General features: G+C 53.8%; 19 protein-coding genes and 1 tRNA gene. 7 read left to right on the top strand and 13 right to left on the bottom strand.

Features of this window, described 5'->3' with window-relative positions:
- Window positions 1-1,166: 1,166 nt before the first annotated feature.
- Window positions 1,167-2,372, bottom strand: a complete 1,206-nt coding sequence (locus ACL2XM_RS03520) for a Bcr/CflA family multidrug efflux MFS transporter (protein ID WP_410016770.1) — start codon at window positions 2,370-2,372, stop codon at window positions 1,167-1,169.
- A 70-nt stretch (window positions 2,373-2,442) separates the two neighbouring features.
- Window positions 2,443-3,153: a 16S rRNA pseudouridine(516) synthase RsuA gene (gene rsuA, locus ACL2XM_RS03515; protein ID WP_410014288.1), complete on the bottom strand. Its 711-nt coding sequence runs from the start codon at window positions 3,151-3,153 to the stop codon at window positions 2,443-2,445.
- A 204-nt stretch (window positions 3,154-3,357) separates the two neighbouring features.
- Here rsuA and ACL2XM_RS03510 point away from each other — a divergent pair, with 204 nt between their 5' ends.
- Together ACL2XM_RS03510 and rplY are read left to right on the top strand one after the other, a co-directional pair.
- On the top strand, window positions 3,358-5,118 hold the full coding sequence (locus tag ACL2XM_RS03510) for a DEAD/DEAH box helicase (RefSeq protein WP_410014287.1): 1,761 nt from the start codon (window positions 3,358-3,360) through the stop codon (window positions 5,116-5,118).
- A 128-nt stretch (window positions 5,119-5,246) separates the two neighbouring features.
- Window positions 5,247-5,531, top strand: a complete 285-nt coding sequence (gene rplY, locus ACL2XM_RS03505) for a 50S ribosomal protein L25 (protein ID WP_410014286.1) — start codon at window positions 5,247-5,249, stop codon at window positions 5,529-5,531.
- Window positions 5,532-6,143: 612 nt separating this feature from the next.
- Here rplY and yejK read toward each other — a convergent pair.
- Window positions 6,144-7,151, bottom strand: a complete 1,008-nt coding sequence (gene yejK, locus ACL2XM_RS03500; protein WP_410014285.1) for a nucleoid-associated protein YejK — start codon at window positions 7,149-7,151, stop codon at window positions 6,144-6,146.
- A gap of 180 nt (window positions 7,152-7,331) precedes the next feature.
- Between yejK and ACL2XM_RS03495 the strand changes: the two genes are divergently transcribed.
- From ACL2XM_RS03495 to ACL2XM_RS03480, 4 genes are all read left to right on the top strand, one after another.
- Window positions 7,332-7,559, top strand: a complete 228-nt coding sequence (locus ACL2XM_RS03495) for a YejL family protein (protein WP_410014284.1) — start codon at window positions 7,332-7,334, stop codon at window positions 7,557-7,559.
- Window positions 7,560-7,579: 20 nt separating this feature from the next.
- Window positions 7,580-9,355: an LPS biosynthesis-modulating metalloenzyme YejM gene (gene yejM, locus ACL2XM_RS03490; RefSeq protein WP_410014283.1), complete on the top strand. Its 1,776-nt coding sequence runs from the start codon at window positions 7,580-7,582 to the stop codon at window positions 9,353-9,355.
- Window positions 9,356-9,433: 78 nt separating this feature from the next.
- A tRNA-Pro gene (locus tag ACL2XM_RS03485) sits at window positions 9,434-9,510 on the top strand.
- 140 nt (window positions 9,511-9,650) lie between these two features.
- Window positions 9,651-10,358 (top strand): SOS response-associated peptidase family protein, encoded by a 708-nt coding sequence (locus ACL2XM_RS03480; protein ID WP_413732370.1) that lies wholly within the window; start codon window positions 9,651-9,653, stop codon window positions 10,356-10,358.
- Between the two features lie 6 nt (window positions 10,359-10,364).
- Here ACL2XM_RS03480 and umuC read toward each other — a convergent pair whose 3' ends face one another.
- The 5 genes from umuC to ACL2XM_RS03455 form a co-directional block, all read right to left on the bottom strand.
- Entirely contained in the window at window positions 10,365-11,633 is a 1,269-nt protein-coding gene (umuC, locus tag ACL2XM_RS03475; RefSeq protein WP_413732368.1) for a translesion error-prone DNA polymerase V subunit UmuC, read from the bottom strand.
- A gap of 2 nt (window positions 11,634-11,635) precedes the next feature.
- A complete protein-coding gene (umuD, locus tag ACL2XM_RS03470) occupies window positions 11,636-12,055 on the bottom strand; it encodes a translesion error-prone DNA polymerase V autoproteolytic subunit (RefSeq protein WP_413732366.1) in 420 nt (139 codons plus the stop codon).
- Between the two features lie 239 nt (window positions 12,056-12,294).
- The gene (locus ACL2XM_RS03465) at window positions 12,295-13,101 is read right to left on the bottom strand and encodes a hypothetical protein (protein ID WP_413732365.1); all 807 of its coding nucleotides are present in this window, start codon (window positions 13,099-13,101) and stop codon (window positions 12,295-12,297) included.
- Window position 13,102: 1 nt separating this feature from the next.
- Window positions 13,103-14,872 (bottom strand): prophage tail fiber N-terminal domain-containing protein, encoded by a 1,770-nt coding sequence (locus ACL2XM_RS03460; RefSeq protein WP_413732364.1) that lies wholly within the window; start codon window positions 14,870-14,872, stop codon window positions 13,103-13,105.
- Window positions 14,873-14,928: 56 nt separating this feature from the next.
- A complete protein-coding gene (locus ACL2XM_RS03455) occupies window positions 14,929-18,336 on the bottom strand; it encodes a phage tail protein (RefSeq protein ID WP_413732362.1) in 3,408 nt (1,135 codons plus the stop codon).
- Between the two features lie 176 nt (window positions 18,337-18,512).
- On the opposite strand from ACL2XM_RS03455, the gene ACL2XM_RS03450 reads away from it, so the two are divergent.
- A complete protein-coding gene (locus tag ACL2XM_RS03450) occupies window positions 18,513-18,728 on the top strand; it encodes a hypothetical protein (RefSeq protein WP_413732361.1) in 216 nt (71 codons plus the stop codon).
- Here ACL2XM_RS03450 and ACL2XM_RS03445 read toward each other — a convergent pair.
- The 5 genes from ACL2XM_RS03445 to ACL2XM_RS03425 form a co-directional block, all read right to left on the bottom strand.
- Entirely contained in the window at window positions 18,702-18,863 is a 162-nt protein-coding gene (locus ACL2XM_RS03445; protein WP_413732360.1) for a hypothetical protein, read from the bottom strand. The two genes, ACL2XM_RS03450 and ACL2XM_RS03445, sit on opposite strands and share 27 nt — an antisense overlap.
- Before the next feature lie 24 nt (window positions 18,864-18,887).
- Window positions 18,888-19,481, bottom strand: a complete 594-nt coding sequence (locus ACL2XM_RS03440) for a tail assembly protein (protein ID WP_413732358.1) — start codon at window positions 19,479-19,481, stop codon at window positions 18,888-18,890.
- A gap of 68 nt (window positions 19,482-19,549) precedes the next feature.
- Window positions 19,550-19,993: a hypothetical protein gene (locus ACL2XM_RS03435; protein ID WP_413732356.1), complete on the bottom strand. Its 444-nt coding sequence runs from the start codon at window positions 19,991-19,993 to the stop codon at window positions 19,550-19,552.
- A gap of 42 nt (window positions 19,994-20,035) precedes the next feature.
- Window positions 20,036-20,737, bottom strand: coding sequence for a C40 family peptidase (locus tag ACL2XM_RS03430; RefSeq protein ID WP_413732354.1), 702 nt, complete (start codon window positions 20,735-20,737; stop codon window positions 20,036-20,038).
- A 2-nt stretch (window positions 20,738-20,739) separates the two neighbouring features.
- Window positions 20,740-21,489, bottom strand: coding sequence for a phage minor tail protein L (locus tag ACL2XM_RS03425; protein WP_413732352.1), 750 nt, complete (start codon window positions 21,487-21,489; stop codon window positions 20,740-20,742).

Raw genomic sequence — 21,489 nt, 5'->3', positions numbered from 1 at the left:
ATATCGGTATTAATTTTGGGTTAACTTAAATTAGCTTGGCTTAGTTTAGTTTAGCTAAGATTTGCGGCCAGCTACCTACTCTCACTGTGGCGGGTTTATGCCCGGCTACGTGGTTGTCTGACCATAATTTCCGGCGGTATGAGACGCTGGCCGTATGACTGCTGACGGTGTAAATGTTGGCTGCATCGCATGATGTATGACTGATAATTGCCGGCTGCCGACTGCATGTATATTTGCATGTATGACTGACCTGTCGCGGTGCCTTTTGCATTGCACAATGATTAGCCGCTTCTCTGTCTGCTGTACCACCTTCCACTAAACCCACAGCGGCGCCGATGCCCTATACATCACAGCGCTGGCCGCGACAGATATCCCGGCATAAAGCGTGCTGACGGCGCCGGTGGTCCCGGCATGAGCCGCCGGGAGCGGCGAAAGGCCCGTTGCGCCGGGAGCGCATAACGGGCCGGTGCATCACGGGGACATTGGCGGCGGAAGGCATCGCGCAGCGACGCGCGACCTGCCGGGCGCGCGGAGGTCAAGGAGGCCGTCGCGGTACGGCCTCTTTGTCGCTTGCCGGCATCCGGCAATACCTATGAACACCTCACGCACGGCAAGCGAAACCTTCGCCGAGGCGACATAAGCCCTGACGCACACTAACGCAAAGCAGGCGAAACCCTTGCCGTGGCGATATAAGCCCTGACGCACGCTAACGCAAAGCAGGCGAAACCCTTGCCGAGGCGTCATAAGCCCTGACGCACGCTAACGCAAAGCAGGCGAAACCCTTGCCGAGGCGACATAAGCCCTGACGCACGCTAACGCAAAGCAGGCGAAACCCTTGCCGAGGCGACATAAGCCCTGACGCACACTAACGCAAAGCAGGCGAAACCCTTGCCGAGGCGTCATAAGCCCTGACGCACGCTAACGCAAAGCAGGCGAAACCCTCGCCGGGGCGACATTTATCTTCACGGAAGCCCAATATTGCCAGGACGGCTATCGCCAAACCTACACAAGACGTGTAAAAGGGAGAGCGTGCCAATGGGGTCGAATCGGCGTGGTGTTCCCGCCCAACAGAGCACCCCATGGCACGGTAAGCCCGCCAACACCAAACCCAAAACAGAAGTGTTAAGGGAGAACGTGCCAACGCCCGGCGTGTGAAAAGGAAAACGCTATGACGCGGTACGCGCCGCCCGCCGCGGACGGCTGGCATACAGATAACACAACATCGCGCTGATGGTGCAAAACGCCATGGACAATACCATCGGCCAGGCGCTGGAAAACGTCGCCAGCGACAACAACGCACCGATTACCGCGCCCACGCCGAACCGCAGCGTTCCCGCCAGCGACGAGGCGGTACCGGCCATATGCGGAAAATCATCCAGGATCACGGCCATGCCGTTGGACGTCACCATCGCCACGCAGCCGACAAACACCGCCACGCCGATAACCAACGGCCAGAACCCCAGGTTCATGCCGCAAACGATCAACAGCCAGATACCCATCAGCAACTGGATAAACAACCCGAAACGGAACATCTTCTGCGCCCCGAAATGCCTCACGCTCCGGCTGTTGATAAGCGTCATGATAAACAAAAACAAGACGTTAAGGGCAAAATAATAACCGAAATTCTGCGGTGAAACGCCGTTAAGATTGATATAGACAAACGGCCCGGCGCTCAGGAACGAAAACATCCCGGCAAAGGAAAAACCGCTGGCCAGCATATAGCTGAACACCCGCTTATGGCGAAATAACGCGCCGAAGTTGCCGATGGTGGTGCGCAGATTAAACTTTTGCCGCCGCTCCCTGGGCAGCGTTTCCCGGATATACAGCATCACCAGCACGGTGGCCACCAGCGCCGTCAGGCTCATGATCCAGAAAATGGCATGCCAGTTAAACACCACCAGCAGCACGCCGCCGATGATGGGAGCCAGCAGCGGCGCCACCGTCATCACCAGCACCACAAACGACATCATGCGTGAAAAATCATCCTTGGTGAACATATCGCGCATCAGCGCATTGATCACCACGCTCGCGGCGGCGGCGGACAGACCATGCAAGAAACGCATATTGATCAGCTGCTCCACCGATTGCGACAGCGCGCAAGCCGCGGCGGCGACGGCAAAAAAGAACGTGCCGAACAGAATCACCGGCTTACGGCCCAGGCTATCGGCCAACGGCCCGTAAAACAGCTGGCCGATGGAAAACCCCAGCACATAGGCGCTCAGGGTCATCTGCACGCTCCCCGCGCCGACGCCGAACTCCGAGGCAATCAGCGGCATGGCCGGCAAATACATATCGATAGCCAAGGGCATCAGCATCGACAATAAACCCAGGATGACGATTAAACCGATATGGGATGTCCGGTCTGCTTGCACGTTGTACGACTCCTCGTTCATGCCTTTATCAATCCTGCACGGCCGGCGGACCCACCGCCCGCCGTTGTTGTCACGGACGTGCCGGCGCGCCTATGCCGGCGATTTCATCGGCGGTCAGCGCGCGGTATTGGCCGGGTTCCAGATCCGCATCCAGCACGATGGCGCCGACACGTTCGCGATGCAGCGCCACCACATGGTTACCCACCGCGGCGAACATTCTTTTCACCTGATGATAACGCCCTTCGCTGATGGTCAGGCGCACTTCACGCTCGGCAAGTTGCTCAAGCTGTGCGGGCCGGGTCGGCAGTTTTTCGCCGTGAAGCATCACCCCTTCGGTAAACTGACGCGCGATATCCCCGTCCAGCGGATCCTCAAGCGTCACCAAATAGGTCTTTTCACAGTGATGTTTAGGCGAGGTGATCCAGTGGGACCACTGGCCGTCGTCGGTCATCAACACCAGGCCGGTGGTATCGATGTCCAGGCGTCCGGCGGCGTGCAGCTTGTCCGGCACCGGTTCGTCCATAAAATACAGCACGGTGGGATGATCGGGATCGTCGGTTGAGCACACATAGCCCTGGGGTTTGTGCAGCATAAAATAGCGCGGGGCAAGTATCTGGTGCAGGACCCGATCGTCAAAGCGCACTTCATGTTGCGCCAGCAGTTGGAACGCGCCCTGTTTCACCGTATCACCGTCGACGGTCACCCGCTTGGCGCGCAGTTCCCGTTGCACCAGCGCCCGGCTGATACCTAACTGTTGAGATAAAAATTTGTCCAGTCGCATTAACGTCGTTTTGCCTGTAATCTTGGAAAGCGCCCGGCAACGATGCTCCACCCGCCCGGTAAGGGAGGCGCGCGGCCGGACCAAATGGCCCGAATCCGCTATCGTGCGGGAAAGGCGGCGAATGCCGCATATGCTTATAAAGTGAAATCACAGTATAACGGGGCTTGCCTGCCGAGCATAGCCGACAACGAGATTCATTTAGAGATGTCCTTCACCCTACGTCCTTATCAGCGCGACGCGGTCAACGCGGCGGTGGATCATTTTCGCCGCCACGACGAACCGGCGGTGATCGTGCTGCCCACCGGCGCCGGCAAAAGCCTGGTGATCGCCGAGCTGGCGCGCCTGGCGCGCGGCCGGGTTCTGGTCCTGGCCCACGTCAAGGAACTGGTGGCGCAAAACCATGAAAAATTCCAGGCGCTGGGACTGGAGGCGGATATCTTCGCCGCCGGTCTGCAGCAGCGGGACAGCCGGGGCAAAGTGGTGTTCGGCAGCGTACAGTCCGTTGCGCGCAACCTGGATCAGTTCGACAGCGCGTTCTCATTGCTGATTATCGATGAATGCCACCGGCTCGGCGACGGCGACGACAGCCAATATCAGCAGGTCATCCGCCATCTGCGCCTCGCCCGGCCGGCGCTGCGCATCCTGGGGCTGACCGCCACGCCCTTCCGCCTCGGCAAGGGATGGATATACCAATACCACCATCACGGCATGGTGCGCGGCGACGAGCGCAGTTTCTTCCGCGACTGCGTCTATGAGCTGCCGCTGCACTATATGATCAAGCACGGCTTCCTGGTGCCGCCGGAGCGCCTGGATATGCCGGTGCTGCATTACGACTTCAGCCGCCTGTCGCCCAATATCAACGGCTACTATGCCGAGTCGGAGCTGAATACCGAAGTACGGCGGCAAAACCGCATCACGCCGCTTATCGTCGGCCAGATACAGGAGTACGCGGCGGATAAGCGCGGCGTGATGATCTTTGCCGCGACGGTAGAACATGCCCGCGAAGTCCTCGGCCTGCTGCCGCCCGCGCAGGCGGCGCTTATCAGCGCCGAAACGCCCCAGGCGGATCGCGACCGGCTGATCGACGCCTTCCGCCGGCAATCGCTACGCTACGTGGTTAACGTGGCGGTGCTGACCACCGGTTTTGACGCTCCCCATGTGGATATGATCGCCATCTTGCGGCCCACCGAGTCGGTCGGCCTGTACCAGCAGATTGTCGGGCGCGGACTCCGGCTCTATCCCGGCAAGACCCGATGCCTGATTCTCGACTATGCCGGCAACGGCCACGATCTATTTTCTCCCGAGATAGGCCAGGCCAAACCGGCCGGAACCGGCACGCCGGTCCAGGTATTCTGCCCGCTCTGCGGCTTTGCCAATATGTTCTGGGGCAAAACCACGCCGGAGGGCGAAGTCATTGAACACTACGGCCGCCGCTGCCAGGGTTTCGAGGAACAGGAAGATGGCGAACGCCGCCAATGCGATTTTCGCTTCCGCTGCAAGATCTGTCCGGACTGCGGCGCCGAAAACGATATCGCCGCCAGGCGCTGCCACGAATGCGATAAAATCCTGGTGGATCCGGACGATATGCTCAAGGCGGCGCTGCGGCTCAAGGACGCGCTGGTGCTGCGCTGCAGCGGCATGACGCTTGACTGCGGGGGCGACGGCAAAGGCGAATGGCTGCGCATCACCTACCATGATGAGGACGGCGCCGAGGTCGCCGAGCGTTTCCGGCTGCATACGCCGCCCCAGCGGCGGGTGTTCGAGCACCGTTTTCTGCGTCTGCACCAGCGGGCGCCGGGGGTGCCCTTTCCCTGGCAAACCGCCGCCGATATCCAGCGCGCGGCGGACCGGCTGCGCGCGCCGGATTTTGTCGTCGCGCGCCGCCAGGGCGCGTTCTGGCAGGTAAGGGAAAAGATTTTCGACTACCAGGGCCGTTATCGCCTGGCCCACGAATTGCGCGGCTGACGGGGTTTTATTTGCCCCGCCGGGGTATTTCCGGTAGAATTCCGCCCGCTTTACTTTAAAGCACGTCTATCCAACCTGCTGCTGGGTCGCCTGTAGCGGGGTTACTTTTTTAAGTATCGAGAAAATACATGTTAATTATTAATGCAGAAGTGCGTAAAGATCAGGGTAAGGGTGCGAGCCGCCGCCTGCGTCTAGCGAATAAGTTTCCTGCTATCGTTTATGGTGGCACCGAAGCGCCGGTCTCTATCGAGATGGACCACGAAATCGTGCTGAATACCCAAACCAAACCGGGTTTCTATAGCGACGTATTATCACTGGTTATCGACGGCGCCGAAACTCAGGTTAAGGTTCAGGCGGTACAACGCCATCCGTTCAAACCGAAACTGACTCATATCGACTTTGTCCGCGTTTAATCGCGACTAACCGATACGATAAAAGGACGCCGCTTACGCGGCGTTTTTTTTTGCCCCATGGCGCGGTAGGCCCGCCAACACCGGACTCATAGCAAACGTGTTCAAGGGAGACCGTGCCGATGGGGTTGAATCGGGCGTGGTTTTCCGCCCGACCGAGGCCCCATGGCGCGGTAGGCCCGCCAACACCGGGCTCATAGCAAACGTATTCAAGGGAGACCGTGCCGATGGGGTTGAATCGGGCGTGGTTTTCCGCCCGACCGAGGCCCCATGGCGCGGTAGGCCCGCCAACACCGGGCTCATAGCAAACGTATTCAAGGGAGACCGTGCCGATGGGGTTGAATCGGGCGTGGTTTTCCGCCCGACCGAGGCCCCATGGCGCGGTAGGCCCGCCAACACCGGGCTCATAGCAAACGTGTTCAAGGGAGACCGTGCCGATGGGGTTGAATCGGGCGTGGTTTTCCGCCCGACCGAGGCCCCATGGCGCGGTAGGCCCGCCAACACCGTACTCACAGCAAACGTATTCAAGGGAGACCGTGCCGATGGGGTTGAATCGGGCGTGGTTTTCCGCCCGACCGAGGCCCCATGGCGCGGTAGGCCCGCCGACACCGTACGTTAGCTTCCGCCGTTCTGGCGACGGGTAAGCTGATCGCGCAGGTTCGGCGGCGTACCTTTGATGGTCAGGGTATCGGTGGCGGGGTCCCAGAAAATACGCTCGCCCAACAGCTGCGCGTCAAAATTCAGCGTAACGCCGCCGCCGCTGCCGGCATACTTGGTCAACTGGCGCAGGGTGCCGCGGTCGGCCGGAAAACTCTCCTCCAGCTCATACCCCGCCCCGCTGGCAAACGCCTGAAAGGTTTTATCGCCCACCGGCGGCAGGGTCCCGGACAGCTCGGCCACCGCGATCTCCTCGCCGGACGACAGCTGATCCTTACAGTAGCTGTATACCTGCTGGCGCACATTCTGCCGCTCGCTTTTATCAAGCTGGGCATCGGCGCAATAATCATCCACCGCCTGCAACAGCCCGCGATTCTGCGCTTTGGCGTCCAGCCCTTCGCTGGCGGCGAGGAAATCCATAAAAAAGTCGGACACCTTACGGCCCACTCGTCCCTTCAGGAACGTCAGATAGCGCGCAGACTGCGGATTGGTATCCCATTCGGTCAGATCGATACGCGCCACGATATCCGCATGGTTTATATCCAGATAATGGGTACTGCTGATATCAAGCTGTTCATTCACCCGCATACTGCTCAGGCTGTTCAACACCGCGATCAACAGATATTCCACCGCCAGGTAGCGGTACTGACAAAACAAAACGACGCCGCCCTCGGCAAAAGGATATTTGGCCAGTTCGTCGCGCAGCCTGCCGGTGGCGGCGCGGGTAAACGCCAGGAAGTCTTCATCGCCCTTACGGCAGCTGCGCAGCGCCGACGCCAGCTCGCTGCCTTCGTTAAACAGACCATAGGCTTTGTTTTTCGCGCTATATACCCGGTGCAGTTCCGCCATCATCTCCGCCACCGCCGCGCTGGGGGACAAAAGCGAATCGCGCAATACCAGTTCCAGCGTTTGCTCGTCGCGTTTGATAAGCTGATGCAATGCTATCTGGTCAATATCCAGACTCATGATTTATTCTCCTTCGGGCCAGGTGCGTATTCAAACACTGAATAGCCCGCAGCTCAACCGGTGTTGCGCTGGCACAGCACATTGCGCAGGGGCGCCCCGGCTGAAAAGCGATAAAAAAGCGGAAAAAGCGGAGTTGATACGGTAAGATAGCGGACTTTAACAGATTACTAAGAATATATTATGCCGCAAGCATCCCGTTATAGCGACGAAGAGGTTGAAGCATTGCTGGGCGAACTGTCGGCGGTGCTGGAAAAGCACCGTACGCCAACCGATTTGTCGCTGATGGTATTGGGTAATATGATTACTCATGTGATCAACACCAGCGTGGCGCCGGAACAGCGCAAAACCCTGGCAAACTCCTTCGGCGAGGCGCTGCTCTCCTCCGTCCGGACTCACGATACGCATTAATGAGCTGCCAAGACTGATTTATGGTGACAAATAGCCAGCGCTACCGTGACAAAGTTTCCCAAATGATCAGTTGGGGTCACTGGTTCGCCCTTTTCAACATCCTGCTTAGCCTTGGGCTCGGCAGCCGCTATCTTTTTGTCGCCGACTGGCCCGGCTCGCTGCTGGGCCGCGTTTTCGCGTTCACCAGTTGGCTCGGCCACTTTAGTTTTATCGTTTTTACCCTTTACCTGCTGATTATCTTCCCGCTGACCTTTGTAGTGATGTCGCAGCGACTGCTGCGCTTTCTGTCGGCCATTATCGCCACCGCCGGGCTGACGCTGCTGCTGGTGGATACCGAGGTGTTTACCCGTTTCCACCTCCACCTTAATCCGGTGGTCTGGGAACTGGTGGTCAACCCCGACGAAGGTGAGCTGGCGCGCGACTGGCAGCTGATGTTTATCGGCATCCCCATCATCTTCCTGGTGGAAATGCTCTTCGGCACCTGGTCATGGCAAAAGCTGCGCAGCCTTAACCGGCGTAAAATCGGCAAGCCCGTGGCTATCGTGCTTATCTGCGCCTTTTTCGCCTCGCACATTATCTATATCTGGGCGGACGCCAATTTCTACCGGCCGATTACCATGCAGCGCTCCAACCTGCCGCTATCCTACCCCATGACCGCGCGCCGCTTCCTGGAGCGGCACGGCCTGCTGGATGCGCAGGAATACGAGCGTCGCCTGGTGCAGCAGGGCAATCCCGAGGCGGTGGCGGTGGAATACCCGTTAAGCCCGCTGCAATTCCAGAATAAAGGCAGCGGATATAACCTGCTGATCATCGCCACCGGCGCCCTGCGCAACGATACCGTCGACCAACAGATGCCGACGTTAAAGCAGTTCGCCGCCGACAACGTGCGTTTCACCAACCATTTCAGCACCGGCAATCATGCGGATACTGGGCTGTTCGGGCTGTTTTACGGCATTTCGTCTTCTTATATGGACGGCATCCTGGCGGCGCGCAAGACCTCGGTATTATTCGATGCGCTCGGCAAGCAGGGCTATCAGCTGGGCCTGTTCTCATCCAACGGCTTCGGCAGCCCGCTGGACAGGCAGGCGCTGCTGACCGATTTCAGCCTGCCGGAGCCGGTCAGCCAGCCCGACAGCCAGACCGCCCAGCAATGGCAACAGTGGCGCGCGGCGTCCACCGGCGATGCGCCCTGGTATTCTTACGTGGAATTCAACGGCACGGATATCAACGCCGGCCTGAATAACAAGCCCAACCTGGCGGAGCATTACCAGCAGGGCGCTCAGCGCCTGGACGGCTATATCGGCCAGATTATCGCCACCCTGCGCGCCAGGGGAGACCTGGAGCATACGGTGGTGGTGATTACCGCCGCCAACGGGCTGGAGCTCAACGATCGCAAGAACGGCCATCGGGAAGCCGGCACACGCCTTAACCGATACCAGCTGCAGGTGCCGCTTATCATCCACTGGCCGGGCACCCCGCCGCAGGTGGTGACCAAGCTGACCTACCACAACGATGTCACCGCCACGCTGATGCAGCGCCTGCTGCATGTCGCCACCGATGCCAGCGACTATACCCAGGGCGAGGATCTGTTTGCCCCAAGGCGGAGCAACGATTGGGTGGTCAGCGGCGATAACGGCACGCTGGTTATCAATACGCCGACCCAGAGCATCGTGCTGCAAAGCAACGGTGATTACCGCACCTACGATCTTAATGGCGACGTTATTCATAACGCCAAACCGCAGCTGGCGCTGCTTTTGCAGGTACTGACGGACGAAAAACGCTTTATTGCCAATTAACTGCTTAAATCTAAAGCAGTCAATTCAATGGGCTATTGCAATCAACGCAGGACAAGGTAGTATAGGCGCCCATGCAGTCGGCATGTAGCGCAGCCTGGTAGCGCACCGTCATGGGGTGTCGGGGGTCGGAGGTTCGAATCCTCTCATGCCGACCAATCATCCTGAAGAAAACCAACCACTTGTGGTTGGTTTTTTTTCGTCTGCATTTTGCTTGGGGTAAAATGGGGGAAAAACCAGGGAAAAACCGCACCATTTTCTATACTTCAAATACCCTCCTCCTTATAAGCTGATCTCTATGTGCGGACGATTTGCCCAGATCGAAACCAGAGAACAATATCTCGAATCACTTAAGCCTGACGTCGAATTCGTTGGCGCCCTCGATGGCGAGCCAATCGGACGCTACAACGTTGCGCCAGGCACCCGCGTTCTACTGTTAAACCAGCGCGATGATAAATTGCACCTCGACCCCGTAATGTGGGGATATCAGCCGGCTTGGGCCAAAGAAGCTGGCCGCCCTCCCCTCATCAACGCGCGCGTCGAGACGGCGGCTACGGGGCGCATGTTTAAGCCACTTTGGAATACTGGGCGCGCACTGGTCATGGCAGACGGCTGGTACGAATGGAAGAAAGATCCGGACGACGCAAAAATTAAACAGCCGTATTTCATTTATCATGAAAGCAAGGCTCCTATATTCTTTGCGGCTATAGGTCGATTTCATCCCGACGCCCTGGATGCGCCGGATGACGATGGATTTGTTATCATCACTGCGGCCAGTGACAAGGGCTTGGTCGATATCCATGACCGCCGGCCGCTGGTTATGACGAGAGAGGCTTCCCTCGAATGGCTATCACCCGAGATAACGCCGGAACGCGCCGAAGAACTGGCACATGATTTCGCCATACCGGCAGATGAATTTTCTTTTCACCCTGTCGCTAAGGCCGTGGGGAATATTCACAACGACAACGCAGGGATCATCAAACGCATCGATAACCCTGTCGTTTGAGTTGCATCACTTTGCTTTCACGATCGGCAAATCCTTGTATCTGGTCGTGTACGCCGGCGAGAGAAGCGCCCGCTTCATTTGCCACGCCTGCTGTATGCCCTGCCCCGCAAACCAGACCTTACCTTTCCCAGAGTGATTAATCCCATCCAGTACACGCATGAGCGCTTCGCTGTTGGCCCGCGGTTTATATTCATCGAATAGAGCCAACTGCGCTACTCCGATGCTATAAAAATCCCCCAACATCACACCGGCTTTCTGATAGCGCATGCCAGGCAAGAAAATTCTGTCCAGGCACTCCATAGCGACGCGGATAATGTCGCGGGTGTCATTGCTCGGGATGGTGAGACTTCCGGTCGCCTGGTTGCCATAATAGGGCTCATCCACCGCAAACGGACTTGTTTTGATGAAGACAGAAATTTTCTTGCAGTACTGACGTTCGCCCCGCAGTTTCTCCGCCGCTCGCTCGGCATAAGCACAGACCGCCTCGCGCACCATCTGGTAGGTGGTGGCCCGTTCCCCGAACGACCTCGAGCTGATGATCTCTTGTTTGGTTGGCGCAAACTCTTCCATCGCCATGCATGATTCGCCATTGAGTTCCCGAACCGTGCGCTCCAGCACAACGCTGAAATGCTTGCGGATAAATGGCGGGTGGCTATCAGCCAGCTGCAAGGTGGTAAAAATACCCATTCCATTTAGCTTTTTCGAAATCCGCCGGCCAACGCCCCAGACTTCCTCCACCGGCATCAGCGCCATCAGCTTACGCTGGCGCAGCGGAGAGGACAGATCCACCACGCCGCCGGTTTTGCTCCATTGCTTAGCGGCATGATTGGCGAGCTTGGCCAGCGTTTTTGTTGGGGCAATGCCTACGCCAACGGTCAGCTTTGTGCGCTGCTTTACCCTTTCGCGTACATCTCGCCCAAACTGCTCCAGGCTCATGCAATTGCTGACCCCGGACAGGTTCATGAAAGCCTCATCAATGGAGTAAATCTCAATTGATGGCGCCATCTCCTCCAGGGTGGTCATGACCCGGTTTGACATGTCGGCATACAGCGCGTAATTGCTGGAAAACACATGCACGCAGTGTTTCCGTACGATGTCTTTAATCTCGAAAAAAGGGTTCCCGGTTTTGAAGCCGAGCTTTTTTGCTTCAGCCGAACGCGCTATTACGCAGCCGTCATTGTTACTGAGAACGATGACCGGCTTACCTTGCAGGTCAGGACGAAATACTGTCTCGCAGGATGCGTAAAACGAGTTCACATCCGCCAGGGCAAACATGGTCAGGGTGCCGAGTGAATGATAAACGTCACCACGCCGAATATCTCGACATTGTCCTCTAAACGTATTGTGATGGCCTGATAAGCCGTATTCATGGGTAATAGGCGTGGCGTCGGGGTGAGTTGCAATTGCTTGACAGTAAATTCACCGTCTACTGCCGCGATAACAATTTGCCCATGCTGTGCCGTGAGAGCGCTGTCTACGATTAGCATGTCGCCCTCGTTGATAAACCCCTCGATCATCGAGTCGCCGGTTACCCTGACAAAATAGGTCGCAGCTGGATGGCTCACACATAACTGATTCAAATCTATACGGTTTTCAATGTAATCTTGGGCTGGGCTGGGAAAGCCAGCGGGCACCCGCTCCAAAAAAAGTGGGAGGGGAATTACTTCGGCAAGTTCAACGGCCCGATAAAAAATCATGTTCGCATACTCAAATGGATCATCACTGTTATTTTATACAGTATATGCACGCCATGCGGATATTGTGAAGCGAAGCGGGAGAGGAAAATCGTAGGGCGTTGAGCGGAAGGGAAATTTAGTTTTGCGGCGCGTTTCGCAAGAATGTCGCGCCGGTTTGATGGAGGCCGATTGGTTCGGTACAGTGCGCGTGTACTTCCAAAGGGCCAGGGAAGGCCCGACCTAAAGCGTGATATTCCTAGTTAGATGGTTATTCCACTTAAAGCTTGGAGTGCCCTGGATTCTGTATACGCCTTTGCGGCCTGCTTATCTGTGCATGCGCCATTATACGCTCCAAACTCTGCAATACGAAGTGCGGGGCTAGCCCCTGATATTGCCGAGGAGTTAGGAGCATATCCTACACGTAAAGGCGTTGTTCTCACCCTCGCCGCTAAATCATGCGGGATCTGAGTGACATCCTTTGTCAAAACGCCTTTATAACCGGAATAAATAGTTGCAGTATATGAAACTGGATCAATCACCATCATACGAAAAACGAAATCACCCTTTTCAACATTCTGTTGAGCATTTTGTAAACCAGTTCTGTTAGCGCTAGGAGTTGAATCCCAATAAACATATCCTGTTGCATACATCCCGTTAATTTGTGTATCTCCACTACCACGCGGGTATCGCTCCAAAAAATATGTCCCATATCCTGAACCGGTTGTATTTTGAGAGCCATCATTAAAAGGGATCGCGTTTAGAATATCATAAGTCAGGTCACCTTGTTTATGAACTGAGTAGATGCTAATGGCCTCGGTTGCTAATACATTTGTTTCAAGACCGTTGGTTTTCGTAACAAAAACACCCTCATCATCAAAGGTGACATTACCTGTACTTGTTCCGGCTAGGTTAAATAGAGCACCCGCCCCACTTATATCAACTAAACTGGCTATTGACCTTTTAAAATTCCCCTTTATCAATAAAGGAGGCATTTCAATAGAGGGAGTGAAAAGCTTTATTGAATTCGGATTAGTAATTATTCCGCTTCCGGCAATAATAGTCGTCATATTATTTCACCCATAGTCTTGCTAATTCGTAAGTTTTTCCCATGAAAAACTGGTCAGTGTAAACCGTTATGTCAGCATTTAACCTTCCCTGAATAAGCTCCGGGTATCGTAAAGAAAGGAACCCACCCCACCCACCCCCAGTAACTGGCTCTTGATCATTAGATAAGCCAGCTATGTTCTTGAACCAAACGGGATCGTATACGCCGTGAATAGTGGTTTCTATCAATAGAAATAATTTTGAGCTTCTATTGTATAAATCCTCTCCTTTTTGTATTGCCAACTCACACATCATTATCAAAGGTTCTAGTGCGAAACTATGATAATAAAGTACACGTTTCAACCTGTCTAGTTCAGTTGTCAAGGTCCCATCTTCTTGTATGCGGTTCATTGCTAAATCATATTGATTTAGAGAAAATGTTTTAAATTCTTCTATGCCGGTAACGAGATAAAGCGCATACACGGAGGCGGCGCACCAGTATGCGTGATTATTTGTTTTAGCAGAATATCCATCAAAATCAAGTATCATGGTATTGCCGAGGTCAGTAAACCAATCAATAATTTCCCTTCTCAACTCAAAGTTTATTTCATTTTTCCCTATAAAATAACAAATTGCAAAGTTTGCGACTCGCCAGTGTCTCTCATATGATGCGCCAGGATTACCTGACCCATTTCTTATTACCATCGAACGGCGCATAGCCCACTCATACAACCACTCCGCAGCCTGCCTGCCTGAAGCGGCATCACCTCTCACTGCGTAATCCAAAGACATGCCATAAAGACCTATATTGAAATCGTTTAAATCTTTTAGCATGATAGGTCTCATGAACGCGTTTGGATTTGGCGTTGCATTATCTGCCAGATATATCCCTGGTGGGTTAAGGTGATATACAGGACTTGGATGTTCTATTAACTCACAAATATTGGTTTTAATATGACCGTTTTTATAAAAAACTGTCCAAGGTGTCACCCCATCGGTTTGGTCACCAATAACCATGGCAATATAAGGATCAAAAATTATTTCTGATGTATCGTGCGAAACCCCCCCGCCATAAAATTTACCTCGTTCATCTGAATAAACGTTACCAAACCCATCTGAACCAGCCATGCCATTTATTATTTTTCTTCCATTTGGTAAAAATATATCGTCGCCTTTTATAACAGATTGTCCAAGAATATCCATATCAGATTGAACCGCATCCACTGCTCCTTTGCCAAGTGCCTCAATTCTTACTACAGCTACGCCGTTCACGTTCTCGAATGTCTTATATGAAATATCCGCGCCGCTTCCATACCCTACCGTGAAGATCTGGCCGTTAGTGGTATTGGCCAGCCCCGTGGCCTCGTCAGGTTGAAGGTTGCCAGAGGTGATAGCAGATTGGGCGGCTGTGACGGTTATGTCTCGGGCTGCGAGTGTTTCGTCCCGGGCAGCCAGAGAGGCAGTGCGCATTTCTTCAACTGTGGCGACAATAGCGGGGGTGAGTTCTGTCTCTCCAGGTGCTGTTAGAAAATCATTTAACGTCCCAGCAGTTGAATCGGCATACACCGCTATGGTGCCTACCTTTTCGTAAGGCTGGCCAAAAGCCTCGATCATAACCTCGTGCGTGCCGACTTCGACAGATAAGGAATAACTGCCGTCGCTGCCAGTGACCGAAGTTGAAGGGGCCAGTTGAACAACTGCCGATGATGTTTTCACCGCGCGAAGCTGTATTGTTACACCCGAGCGCGGGTCCCCATTTGGGCCGATAAGTTTGCCACTGATAGTTACTGCCATTTATTTCTCCCAATAAAAAATCCGCCGAAGCGGATTTCTCTTTGTCGTCAATGAAATCAGGACCAACTGTTATTTCGTTTACGGCATGCTATGAATATCGCTGGCCCGGCGTAGGCGTCATGAGTACCACCCCCGCCGGTAGTTTTGGTCACTTTGAGACTCATCGTCTTAGCCTGCCCTTGCGGCACATCCACCGTCCAGGCTCCCGAGGTGCCGTTGTAATCGGTATTGCCACCACCTAACGCATTAGCATTGGTTTTGAACGTGATGACAGAAACACCGTCAACAAATATTTCTGCCTTTAACTCGATATAGGCGTTTCCGTCACCTCCCTGCGGGCTGGTTGATGCCCAGGCATTTAAGGGGAAAATAACAGACAATGTTCTGTCGATATAATTATCAGGATTTAATGTTTTGGTGTAATTGCCCTCATGGCTTGACGAGCCGGACGGTGTACTGACGTTTATATCCATGGACGTCATTACGGCAAGGTCACCCTCAAGATGGTTGGCATAAACGGTGCCGTTGAAATAGCCGTCCGTTGCCTCAATGCGCCCTTTGAATAAACCATCCGTGGCATAAACTGTTCCCCGCACCGTAACATCATTGAATTCTGAGCTGCCATCCTTACCGATATGCCAACCTGATTGACCCGCTACCCAGTTGTTTGACTGGATGTAATCGCCGATCTTGGCGTTGGTGATAGTTCCGTCTTTGATAAAGGCGATATTCATAAACACCTGGCCGCCATCAATGGCAAAGGGTACCGAGGTCACGCCATTGGTTTGATTAAGCACAGCGAAACGGTCGGCCAAAATCAGCACCTGGCTTTGCATGCCTGACGGGGTGTTCTCTACCCCTACCCCGATCCCGGCCAGGTATTGCTTGCCGTCCTGAGTGGCACCGACCTTTACCGACCACATGTTTTTTAACTCTCGGGCATCCTGGATGGGCGCCAATAAATCCTGGCCCAGCTGCGTATCAGTGATCTGCCCCTTCAGGTAATCCAGAATTTCAGAGGCATCGCTACTGGATGCGCCATTAATCCAGTTTGTCCATGGCCCCTGATTACCTGTTTTGTCCACCAGCCGGCCTTTAAACCAGAAGGATTTGCCGGCGGCAAGGCCGGTCATGGTGTGGGAGTTTTGCGGGTAGGCGTAGTCCCCCAGGAGCGATGAACCATCATCCGATCCTTGGGTGTTGATCCAAATCTCCGTTTTCTGCGTATCCTCGGCGCCGGCCGGGAATTGCCAGGACAGCGCAATGCCAAATACCTGGCCGGTGGCGGTAAAGCTGGCCAGCGCCGGCGGATTACCCTCTTTGCCGTTCAGTTGTGTTTCAAGAGCGTTTGCCCATACGCTGGAAATCTCCGAGGCATTTATTGCCCTCACGCGCGCCTGGTAACGGCCAGCATATATCCCGGTCACCTCAAAACCCTGCGCGGAGGTGCGCGGCCCAGTTATCCAGTTGCCGTTGTCTTTACGCCATTCAGATTCATAGGCAATCGCGCTGTCTGCTTTATCCCATGTTACCCGCATCGTGGTGACCGCCAGGCCCTGGGCGATAGCGGTAAAGCTGCTGATCACCACATTTGACGGCGGCGGCTGGACGCCAGGGGGGATAACCGTAACCGGCCGATCTTCTATCCGCGCGCCGGTATCGATGCGCGCAAATTTATTCGGATCGTACTCTATGGCGGTAATATCGAACGACACTCCATCGTCACCCGCGGTAATGCCAGTGACGCGAAACAGCTGCAGGGCCAGGTTGGTGGCATCTACAGCCCAGACACATTCCGGCTCCGGTGTTTCTGAATAGCCCGTGGTAACGGTGACGACCTTGCCGGATACCGACGAAATGGTGCGCCCTTCGGATTTGCCGCTGGGCAAATTAATAATCAGCCGTTCCCCAACGGCTGCTGAAGAAACACGGTCAAGGGTTATATTACGCCCAGCTGCAGCGCTGATTCGTCCACCGAGTGGCCGGCCAGCGAGCATTTCGTCAGCAATACCGATGATATAACCCGGCAATGGGATTTTACCGTCCAACCCCACGGTGAAGGACACCACGCGGTCCTTGTCGTTGGTTTCCAGTACCCAATCACCGCGCCTTATCGACTCCGTTTGGCGGATACAGCCTATAGCGGTGATATCGGCCTGCTTAATGCCGTAGCGCCTAATCAAGGCTTTTTTAAACACCGGCTGCACCGCGTCCTGATAACCATTTGCCGGGTCTGACCACGAAACCATGGCCGTACTGTAATGGGTTTTCTCGCTGGCGCTGGCGTAAGTGAATTTTCCGTCTTTAACATTCGCCCGGGTAATTGCGTAATCCATGTCCCGCGGCATATCTGCCAACACGTTCATTTGATTGTTGGCCCAGAACATCATGCCGCGAAAAACAGCCACCAGGTCATTGAGGACGGTCCACGCTTCCTCCTGAGATTGAATATAAACGTCGCAGAGAAAACGCGGTTCAGTCGCCCCACCACCACGGCCATCGGGCACCAACTGATCGCAATATTGAGCAATCGTATACAGGTCCCATTTGGTGTAATAGAGATTGGCAGCGGTGATCCGTTCGCCCAGGCCAAAACGTTCAGCCATTAGAATGTCATAAGCCACCCAGGCAGGATTGTTTGACCAGGCCCATTTAAACGTGCCGTCCCAGGTTCCGCTGTAAGTGCGAGCAACAGGGTCATAGGTTGTCGGCACCCGGATAATGCGCATTTTGGGTTCGGATGAAACCACTGGGATATTTTGAAATTGGCTGGCGTCGAACTGAATAAACAACAACGCCGTTTCGGGATAGCGTAGCTTGGCGTCGATCACTTCTGTTATGGCTTCGATCACCATGGTGTCGGCAATAAGGTTACTGGATGAATTGGCAGTAAGACGACGGACGCGGATTTGCCAGCCAGTGGTTGCCGCAGGTAGATCAATGCGATGGCTACGCTCGTAAGTGGTCGTGGTTTTTCCATCGACCGCAGTATTCAGCACTTCCTGATATGCTCCACCATCTGTGGCTACATCTACCGCATATTGGATCCGGTAGCCCACCACATCGCCGTTGCTTTTTTGCTGTTGCAAAGAAGACCAGGAGAAACGCAAGCGCACAGCACTTAGCTCGGTATTGGTCACAGCCCGGATCCATGGCGTCTGGTTGGTCAGTTCCAGAGCAACGGCAGTTTCGTTTTCGACATCAGGCATACCGGCGATATAGGACTGGTCCGGCGTTCCGGAGCGAAACTCCCATTGCACCCCGGGAAAATTTATTGTGCCGTCGGCGCTTTGGATCGGGGTTCCATCAAGTTGAATTTTTGTGCCGTCCAGGTCACCCAGCCACTCCCCCTCGCCAAGCGCAAACAGCATTTTGGCATAGGAGGTGGATTGCAGTGAGTCGGGGGACTCAACCGGCGTGTGGGTGCTGGCACTACCGCCTTTCTGACCTTCGATTGATGGCATGTTTTCTCCGGGCATAAAAAAAGCCCGCCGAAGCGAGCCGATAGCTGATCAAATATCAGGATTAACCTTTGGTTACGTAAGGTTTATGTTAAGGATTCAGCCCGCCCATACGTTCACATGGGCGCACCTTGCCAGAGAGATGGCTGAAAACCTCTGAGTTAAAAAAGGCAAAACTTATGACGGAACAAGAGAAAGAAGATTTGCGAATATTACAAGTGCGGGTTGGAGCCGCTGAATATGTAATTCGTTTATTATGTAGTCAACATCCTGAGGGTGAAAGGAAATTTTTAGCACAATTAATTAATCAAGAAAAAAATAAATGGAGTGTATCTAATCCATTAATTACTGAGATTATGGATCAAGCCTTATCTTTGATAGCTCAGCAAAAATGATGCATCGGCGGCCTTCAATGTGGCCGCTTTCATCATTCTATGCACTTGCTCATTCTCATTCTTGGCTTTTTTTATCTGAATTCTAATTTCCGTCACTTCTTTTTCAAGCGCGGCAATACGTTGTGATTCGTTCATATTTGCTCCTGAATTTAAACTTGATTACTGTTGATCTTCCGCGTAGATTCCGGCTGAAATGATGGCCCCCCCAATACGGCGTTTGCCATAGCCAATGGGTACCGGGTTGCCTTGAGCGATTGAATTTACCGGGCCACCAAAGGCGTAGCTGGGCTTATTGTCAGGATCCTGCCGACTTGCCAGTCCGCTCTGCTGGGGTGAAAGCATCTGGACAACGCCGCCAACCATCATTGCCACGCCAGCTGGAACTAAAGCAAGGCTTGCTCCACCAGTAAATCCCGATAAAGCATATCCAGCGACCACAAGAACGGCACCAAGTATCGTCTGAAATAATCCCGCCCGCTTGCTGCCAATAATAATTGGCACGATCCTAATTTCATCATCGCCCACACCGAAATCCAATTCATCTTTACTAATATTTTTCTTTCCTTTAAATACTGAAAAGGTTAGCCCACGATCTTTAGCCGTCATCAAAAACCGCTCAAAGCCAGGAAGCACCGTACAGCATGCTTTAATTGCTTCCTGCGTTGTATTAACTGATAAATTAATTATTCCTTTATTTGCCTTCGTAAACTTTTTCAATGATCCATAAAGGTGAATGGTTTTCAACTCTGACATAATTCCTCCATTAAAAAAGGCCATGGTTAAATGGCCTTTTAATAATATGGTAGCAAATCAAAAATAGGTTATAAGCTCGTTGGTCTGATATCTAATCCGGCGTTAGTGCCACCAGATATTCTAAACTTCTGGACATCACCTTTACTAACTTCAGTTGATGATTCTTTTATAGGCTGTCCGATTTGATACTTACATAAACCCCCACCTAACGGATCGCCAGAGATGCCAATAATATGACGTCCAGGCTCAACATAAAATTTACCTATCTCAGAAGTATTAATCCGAGCGGCCGTTTTACCATCAATAAGAATTGATACAAAACACCCTCCCCCTGATAAGAAGCCACTATCGCGGCTTATTATAATCGTTGCGCTGCTATCACTTTTATTCTGAAATCCTAGGGCGCGCTCTGTAGGTATCGACGTAACATTGTCAGATGTGGTGGGGCTTGTAGAGCATCCTGTAATTGCAAAAAATATTGCAGCCAAGATTAGGTTAGTGTTTCTCTTCATTATGGCTCCCTCGAACGATGATTCAAGGATAATAGCAATAAATTATCCCTTATGGCGAAGGGTTGTAATCGTTCTTTCATGCCAGTATCCCCCATAAGGGACTTTGCCGCTCAACTTGCCGTACATATGGTGCAGCATCAGCCCATCGCCCAGGTAAACGCCGGCGTGGTTTGGCTCATCCGCGCGCACCTGCATGATGATCACGTCACCGGGTTGCAATGCACCTTCCGTGGGCACGAAGCCCGCTTCAGCATAGTTTTTCATGTAGAGGTTTTCACCACGGTCCCACCAGCCATCAGAGCGCTCAAAATTGGGCAGTTCTATGCCTCGCTCCAGTTTGTACCAGTCTCGGATGATGGCGTAGCAGTCCCAGATGCCATGCACGAACGGGCGCCCCTCCAGCGGCTTTATTCCTTCAGCGGGCATAATCTCACGCACGTCGCCTTCCGGCCAACTCGCGATAATCCAAGGGACCTGTAATAGATCGCATTGCGCCAGGTCGAGCTGCGACGGTTGCGTGGTGGCGTCGGGATGACTGTGGGCCACCGCGATAATGACACCGGCATCTTCCGCTGCCGCATATTCTTCGGGGGCAATCCTGAATTGTTCACCGTTTTCTGGCGCGGTATTGGTGCATGGGAGGTAAGTTTGCTTCCGGCCGTTCTGAATAACCAGGCCGCAACACTCCGCCGGATAGGTTTGCTCGGCATGAGCCAGCAGCGATTTGATGATATGTTTTCGCATCCTTACCTCTTCAGTAGCGCGGACCCGGGGAAACCACCGAAAGGTAATTCCGCCGTGGCGCCAAAACGCAATTTGCATGACGTCATCAGGCCACCGCAGGCATCCTTTGACGGATCATCCACCGGGTTGTCATCAATATCGAAATAGGCCGAACCTGTGTAGCCGCATTCCGGGCCTCGGTAACGGTTTCGGATGCACCAGGTGCAAAGGCTATGAATTTGCCGCGTCGGGATCATAATGCCCTGCAGATCGGCGGGACTGGAAAGCGCGAACTGTATTTGCTCGTCGTTCTCCATGGTCTTGCTGTCTATATACCAAACGTCGAGCTTTTCCTCGCTTGGATTGGCGTTCAGGTTTCCTTCCGGGAAGTTCCTTGCATCCAGGTAATGCGCGAACGTGGTGTGCTTGATGACTTTGGCTTTTGCCAGATTCTGATAGGCCAGGCACATTGAAGAAATGGTGCCGTCCAGATTGGCCACGGCTAATGATGGTGATGGCGCGCTGCCGTCGCTCGTTACTTCCTCACCGGTGATTTGAGTCGGCCAGGCTTTATACTCGATGCCCTGCCACCAGATTGATTTTGCCGGCAGCGCAGCCGGATCACCGCCGGCGGCATTCAATTCGTCTTCGGTAAATGGAATGGCATGGTTATGGAAATAAAGCTGCGGGCCGTCGAATGCCGTGCCGTCCACTTCAAAAAGCACGACTTTGCTACCCGGCTCTAATTTTTGCAGGTCACTGTTGATAGACAC

The sequence above is a fragment of the Sodalis sp. RH20 genome (genome assembly GCF_047324205.1).
Classification (GTDB): Bacteria; Pseudomonadota; Gammaproteobacteria; order Enterobacterales; family Enterobacteriaceae; genus Acerihabitans.
This window is presented reverse-complemented; position numbering and strand designations above follow the sequence as displayed.

Bases quoted from the DNA above. Each gene is read 5' to 3' on its own strand.
- umuC (WP_413732368.1), bottom strand. From the start codon at position 11,633: ATGTTTGCCCTGGCGGATGTGAACTCGTTTTACGCATCCTGCGAGACA.
- umuD (WP_413732366.1), bottom strand. From the start codon at position 12,055: ATGATTTTTTATCGGGCCGTTGAACTTGCCGAAGTAATTCCCCTCCCA.
- rplY (WP_410014286.1), top strand. From the start codon at position 5,247: ATGTTAATTATTAATGCAGAAGTGCGTAAAGATCAGGGTAAGGGTGCG.
- ACL2XM_RS03430 (WP_413732354.1), bottom strand. From the start codon at position 20,737: ATGCGAAAACATATCATCAAATCGCTGCTGGCTCATGCCGAGCAAACC.
- ACL2XM_RS03460 (WP_413732364.1), bottom strand. From the start codon at position 14,872: ATGGCAGTAACTATCAGTGGCAAACTTATCGGCCCAAATGGGGACCCG.
- ACL2XM_RS03440 (WP_413732358.1), bottom strand. From the start codon at position 19,481: ATGTCAGAGTTGAAAACCATTCACCTTTATGGATCATTGAAAAAGTTT.
- ACL2XM_RS03480 (WP_413732370.1), top strand. From the start codon at position 9,651: ATGTGCGGACGATTTGCCCAGATCGAAACCAGAGAACAATATCTCGAA.
- ACL2XM_RS03450 (WP_413732361.1), top strand. From the start codon at position 18,513: ATGACGGAACAAGAGAAAGAAGATTTGCGAATATTACAAGTGCGGGTT.
- ACL2XM_RS03455 (WP_413732362.1), bottom strand. From the start codon at position 18,336: ATGCCATCAATCGAAGGTCAGAAAGGCGGTAGTGCCAGCACCCACACG.
- rsuA (WP_410014288.1), bottom strand. From the start codon at position 3,153: ATGCGACTGGACAAATTTTTATCTCAACAGTTAGGTATCAGCCGGGCG.
- yejK (WP_410014285.1), bottom strand. From the start codon at position 7,151: ATGAGTCTGGATATTGACCAGATAGCATTGCATCAGCTTATCAAACGC.
- ACL2XM_RS03435 (WP_413732356.1), bottom strand. From the start codon at position 19,993: ATGAAGAGAAACACTAACCTAATCTTGGCTGCAATATTTTTTGCAATT.
- ACL2XM_RS03495 (WP_410014284.1), top strand. From the start codon at position 7,332: ATGCCGCAAGCATCCCGTTATAGCGACGAAGAGGTTGAAGCATTGCTG.
- ACL2XM_RS03510 (WP_410014287.1), top strand. From the start codon at position 3,358: ATGTCCTTCACCCTACGTCCTTATCAGCGCGACGCGGTCAACGCGGCG.
- yejM (WP_410014283.1), top strand. From the start codon at position 7,580: ATGGTGACAAATAGCCAGCGCTACCGTGACAAAGTTTCCCAAATGATC.
- ACL2XM_RS03465 (WP_413732365.1), bottom strand. From the start codon at position 13,101: ATGACGACTATTATTGCCGGAAGCGGAATAATTACTAATCCGAATTCA.
- ACL2XM_RS03445 (WP_413732360.1), bottom strand. From the start codon at position 18,863: ATGAACGAATCACAACGTATTGCCGCGCTTGAAAAAGAAGTGACGGAA.